Source organism: Halobacteriovoraceae bacterium (assembly GCA_020635115.1).
Classification (GTDB): Bacteria; Bdellovibrionota; Bacteriovoracia; order Bacteriovoracales; family Bacteriovoracaceae; genus JACKAK01.
The window spans coordinates 24,379-30,437 of sequence record JACKAK010000018.1 but is presented as its reverse complement, the minus strand read 5'-3'; the positions used below and the strand labels follow the sequence as shown (position 1 = coordinate 30,437).

General features: G+C 33.7%; 4 protein-coding genes. All 4 read left to right on the top strand.

Going from position 1 to position 6,059, the window contains the following annotated elements:
• Positions 1-344: 344 nt before the first annotated feature.
• The 4 genes from H6622_18270 (at position 345) to H6622_18255 (ending at position 5,966) form a co-directional block, all read left to right on the top strand.
• Positions 345-1,301, top strand: a complete 957-nt coding sequence (locus H6622_18270; protein MCB9063475.1) for a ParA family protein — start codon at positions 345-347, stop codon at positions 1,299-1,301.
• A 9-nt stretch (positions 1,302-1,310) separates the two neighbouring features.
• Positions 1,311-2,153, top strand: coding sequence for a hypothetical protein (locus H6622_18265; protein ID MCB9063474.1), 843 nt, complete (start codon positions 1,311-1,313; stop codon positions 2,151-2,153).
• 827 nt (positions 2,154-2,980) lie between these two features.
• Entirely contained in the window at positions 2,981-4,588 is a 1,608-nt protein-coding gene (locus H6622_18260; GenBank protein ID MCB9063473.1) for a hypothetical protein, read from the top strand.
• Positions 4,589-4,652: 64 nt separating this feature from the next.
• Positions 4,653-5,966: a hypothetical protein gene (locus tag H6622_18255; protein ID MCB9063472.1), complete on the top strand. Its 1,314-nt coding sequence runs from the start codon at positions 4,653-4,655 to the stop codon at positions 5,964-5,966.
• Positions 5,967-6,059: the final 93 nt, after the last annotated feature.

The window sequence follows — 6,059 nt, the reverse complement described above, 5'->3', positions numbered from 1 at the left end:
ATTCATAAAAAGAAATGGCCAAGAATAAATGATGGACAGATATTTTTAAAAAGTTCTTCTGAAGAAAAAGCAACACACAAAAAATTCTCAAATAATAAAGAAGATTACGGCGATATGGATGAAATGTGGGGTTAATAAGAAAGAAAAGAATTATGCCTAAAGGTGAAGAAGAACATGAACGGGACTTCATATGAGGGTAGGTTTACGAATATCGTAATATGCGTATATATCTCCCTGGAAATAAAATTTTAAAATTCATCCAATTCCTGGTTTACTTTTGAGCAATGTTGAAAAATAATATTACAAAGTTAGTTTTTTTTCCAATTTCAATAAGGAGAATGGAAATGTTTGAAAAAGATTACCCTGTTCACATTAAAGATTTTACTAAAATGTTTGGTCTTTCTGATAAAACACCTTACGAACTTTTCAAGAGAGATCCGCAAAAATATCAAACAATAAAGAAGGGTTCTAACACATTTATATCTGCAGATTCAGTAAGAAACTATAGGATATCAAGAAAGAAACATCAAGATGATAAAATTGACAAAATAGTTTCGTTTTATATGAGAAAAGGCGGCGTTGGAAAAACTACGATCTTAATAAACTTGGCCGTAAGAGCAACTCAATACGGATACAAGGTAATCATTGTAGACATGGACTCTCAGGCCAATGTTACTAGAACATTTAAAATTGATCAGCCAAAAAACAAAGATACTTTCCTTAATATCTTTGATGATGATTGTGAGGTTGATGAGGCCATAATTGAAGTTCGCAAAAATCTTCATTTAATCCCTGCTAACAACAAACTCACAGGACTTGCCAAAAAAATTGACCCAATGAAAGGCTTTCAACAGTTTAAGCCTTTTTTTCAACAATTAAAGAGTGAATACGATCTAGTATTAATAGATTGTGGCGGAATAATGGACATGACCATATTTCAAGTCCTATCAATATCTGACGAGATTATAAGTCCAGCCTTTCCAGACGAGTATTCTGATGAAGGTCTAGAGTTAACATTGGAAGAAATTGAAAAGCTCCACTATCAAGGTTTTAACCCAAAGTTACGAATAGTTCAAAATAGATTCGATCACAACCTTAGAGAAAAAGCCTCTAGAGACTTCAAGGAGCTGTTTGAAGACTTGTACGGGGATCATTTAGCGAAAACAGTCATTAGAAAGTCTCAAGACTTTGTAAACGCATCAAGCGAAAGCAAGAGCATTTTTGAATACAATCACCTCTCCCCTGTCTGTACGGAAATTGATTCATTATTTCAAGAAATTAAGGGAAGGCCTCTTCAATAAGGATAAACTATGAGCCAAGCAATACCATATGTTACAAAAGAAGGTGATGGCATATCTATACCTGATGGCTATTTCTTCGTTTTAGATAATAAAAAAATTGAAATTAACAAAGATCAATTTAAAGAATACAAAAGGTCTGCTCGGAACAACAAGGGTCATGGGAAGATTGATGGTGTATATAATCCTAAAAAGGGCCTATTAATAGAGCCAGAGAGCCAGACTACAAAGACGGAAGAGGCAAGAAAGGCCGCTGAAGAAAGAAAGGCCGCTGAAGAAAGAAAGGCCGCTGAAGAAAGAAAGGCCGCTGAAGAAAGAAAGGCCGCTGAAGAAAGAAAGGCCGCCGAAGAAAGAAAGGCCGCCGAAGAAAGAAAGGCCGCCGAAGAAAGAAAGGCCGCCGAAGAAAGAAAAGCCGAAAAAGATTATCGCAAAATCACAAAGAAAAGTGCAAAGAGAAAAAAAGTTAAAAATAATAGCGAAAATCAAGAATGTTTAACTTTTTCAATCAACAAAGATATGATTATAGACGAAGAAAGTGAAATCTTTGCAATTGAGCTTGATATGCTTAAGCCAATTCACAAGTATGTTCTTAAGTCTCTACAGAGTCTTGTAACCGAAGAAATCAGCTACGAGAATGAATTATACTACCAGGGTGTATTATCCAGTGAAGAACTCTATTCTGAACTATCAAAGAATACCTCATATAAAAAATCTAGCCTTAAAACAGCGTACTATAATCTAAATGAGGCTGGGCTTATTATAGCTATTACAGGTCATCCAAAAATAACTAGAAAAGTGGCCAAAAAATACAGAACCTTTCTTATAAGCGAAAAGTTGACCAGAATGATTAAGTAGTGCACTGCACTACTTTCAGTATCATTCCAGTATCATTTCAGTAAACATTCCAGTATCATTTCAGTATCATTTCAGTAAACGTTTCAGTACCATTTCAGTAAACACTTCAGTACCATTTGAGTAAACACTTCAGTACCATTTGAGTAAACACTTCAGTATCATTTGAGTAAACGTTTCAGTATCATTTCAGTAAACGTTTCAGTATCATTTCAGTAAACGTTTCAGTATCATTTCAGTAAACACTTCGGTATCATTTGAGTAAACGTTTCAGTATCATTTCAGTAAACGTTTCAGTATCATTTCAGTAAACACTTCAGTATCATTTCAGTAAACGTTTCAGTATCATTTCAGTAAACACTTCGGTATCATTTGAGTAAACGTTTCAGTATCATTTCAGTAAACACTTCAGTATCATTTCAGTAAACGTTTCAGTATCATTTCAGTAAACACTTCAGTATCATTTCAGTAAACGTTTCAGTATCATTTCAGTAAACACTTCGGTATCATTTGAGTAAACATTTCAGTACCGTTTGAGTAAACATTTTAGTACCGTTTGAGTAAACACTTTAGTACCGTTTGAGTAAACACTTCAGTACCGTTTCAGTAAACATTTCAGTACCGTTTCAGTAAACATTTCAGTACCGTTTGAGTAAACATTTTAGTACCGTTTGAGTAAACATTTTAGTACCGTTTGAGTAAACACTTTAGTACCGTTTGAGTAAACACTTCAGTATCGTTTCAGTAAACATTTTAGTACCGTTTGAGTATCTGACACAGGCCTAAATCTGTGTTGAAATTTAATTAAGAATAAAAAGTAAAAAAGGGATTTGAGTTTAATGCTTTTGGGTTTGAAATATAATTCTATTTTCGTAATCAACAGAGAAATTGATATTTCAGAAGCAAAAAATCGCCTTAATATGAATTTAGCTCTATATAAACTATATGCATACAATAACTCGTCACTTAAAGGCCTTTTAAGCTTTCTCATGACGTATTTAAGTCACACGCAAAATATCTTTGCAAAAAGCAAGATAAATGAAATTAATCAGGATTTAACGCGGAATTTAGTTCCTGAAACGTTGGGTAAAAAATTTAAAATTGCAATTTATGATTTTTTGGCCGACAATATAAAAAAACGAAGATCCGAGGAAATTGAGCCTTCCCCAGATCTTCTAAACACAATTAACCTTACTGGAGGTCAATCATGTCTACAAACTATTGTAGTATCTCAATTTTTCAAAATCTACCATCAATTTTCAAATCTAAAACAAAGAACATTTCATTCATTTTCAGTCCAAATTCATCAAAATTTCAGTTGGCCTAATTTAACTGATCTTTTTTGTATTGAACTAAACATAAATTCAGCTCAATACCAAGTAGCTGAATTTTTGAAAAAGGAACTGAAAATGGACTTTCGAGTGATAGAAGGTGGTTTGAGCGATAAATTTCAGCAAAATTCAGCTGAAATTCAGCCAGGTATTAATAATTCAGCTAAAAAATACTCTTCAAGAAAAGATTTTGCGCTCAGTTTTATAAAAAAAACAAAAGTAAATCTTACAAATTTTTCTAGTCATGAGGCCTATAAATTTCTTTCAAAAAATGAAAAAGATGCCGTTAGGTACTATTTGAAAAAAGATGACTCATACAGTAAAGAATTGGCACCAAAAAAAACAACTAAAAAGAAAACAAAAAAGAGGGAAGTACTTGAACTCAAGACGGCCTCAGTCTTAATGATTCCAGTAATCTGTTCTGAATGCATTATTCTGACTTTTTCCTACCTTTTTTATATGGATTTAGGATTCTCATTGGCCATATCACTTATGGCCGCAATTAGCGTTGAAATCTTCTTTATGGCCAGCAGTGGTAGTACAAAACTGTTTCTAAGAAGTTTGCGTTGGGTAATATTTTGTTATTCAGCTTTTACGGTTAGCTACTCAACTTACATAAAAGATCCAAAAATACTGTCATACAAGCAGTCTAATCTCGAAGTAATCAAAGGTCTTGAATACAGACTAAGAAAGAAAAGAAACTATTCTGCGTCCTTAGAAAAGCAACAAGCAGCAATCTTGGCCGATATGGAAGTTTATAGAAAAAACGAACTTGTAAGTAAAGGAAGAGCAAAATTAGCGGGAGAGAAGAATCTTTTAAGGACAGAAGTCATTAAAACAGATAGTGAAATAAGCTCTCTAATTAACCAAATCAATTTAATGAAAGAAAACAACACAAAAAGAAGTGTGTTTTCTAAAGAAAATATGCAACTTGTAGAAGTGAGAAGCTGGGTTGTTATGTTCTTTTTAACGCTCATACAGTTTCTTTCAAGCATTTTCACAAGTGAATTTTGTACAAGTTTTAGAAACTATAAAAAGAAGAATAAGCAAAAAAGATCTAAAGGAGAATTCTATGGGCACGTCCCATCATACATAAGCGTCCAGTAGCGCGCTAGATTAGTCACTTTTAACCAATAAAAAACTTAGGAATTTCCTAAGAGGGGATAGTTATATGCAAAATTTGAGAGATAATGTCATTCATATTAAGTATCAGACGATCTTTTTACAAAAAAGACACTTAAAAGAGCTGATTAAACATAGTGATAAGAAAATTCTTTCTCATTACCTTCAAGTAATAGAGTACAGAACCAGAGAAGGATTTTTCAAGAAGGGGAGTTTTGCTGTTCCAAAAGAGAAATTCAGCGGGATCAACAAAAACGCATTCACAAAGCTTCACGAAACTCATTCCAATCTTGGAACACTTGAAATCACCCGTGGCGCTTTTAATCAAGTTAGATACAAGCTCCCAGAAAATTATCCCAAAACAATGCAGGAATGGGGCAATCTCGAAGGAGGATATTTAAAAATTGACCGAGATGAACTGCTAGAACTTATTAAAGAGCTCACTGACAATGAATTAAAGGTCTATTTTTCTCTTCTTCTTATCAGTGAAGCTAACAACAACCCTGAAATGGGCATTGAAACTTGGTACAAAACCTTAAGAGACAATCAGTTCTGTATGACTCAAAACACACTTAAGAAATGCCTTAAAGGTCTTCAAGATAAAGGAGTGATCTCAATAGCTGAACCTTTAAGTGTTAAAAGTAGATTTTTAAACAGATTCATCTTCTGCGTTAAAAAAATTTCCCAAAAATCAGTTTCCACTAATTTGCGTGCCAGTTTCCATAAAAATGATAGTGAAATCTCCCAGAATCCACAAAATTGCGTCCATTTAAAAGAGAATATTTCTAAAAAAGAAATTAATTTAAATCAGAGCAAGCGCTCAAATCCCAAAACTGAAAAAAAGCAAAGCAAAATTGATTTTGATTTTTTTGGATTAGACAGATTAGAGAATCCCTTTGATCACAAATCAATTAACTCAGTTAGAAAACATACAAATCTCAGCATCGAAGATATTCAGTTCTCAGTCATGAGATTTTCTCAATATCTAAACTCAGGAGTGTGGAATACAGAAATCAGAGATCCAGTAGGGTACTTTTGTAATCGCATTAGAGAATTTGGAATTTATGTTCCACCTGTAGAGTTTTTTGAATGGGAGAGGCTAGAGAGAAGAAAGCAAGAAAATACAGATTTTTCCATGGATGAAATTGAGTCAATTGCCTCAGACAGTGAAGAGATTAACTCAAGCACAAATCCTGAAATCACCGATGTTGACTATATTGCTGATGTTCTTAGTGAGCTCAAAGAGCATTTGGGAGTTCGCCAAGAAGGAGAAAGTACCTTTTGTGCTTTTCAAAAAGAGAAAAAACAAGATAATGCGAGAAATGAAAGAGCAATTTTTAGCAAGGGTTGTGCGAATGTCTAAAGGAAAATCGATTAGGAATCTACGGTACGCCGTGAAAAGTTTCTAGATAATCGGAGTGAAAGTCTCCACGGGAAAGTCTGACCCAAGACATCC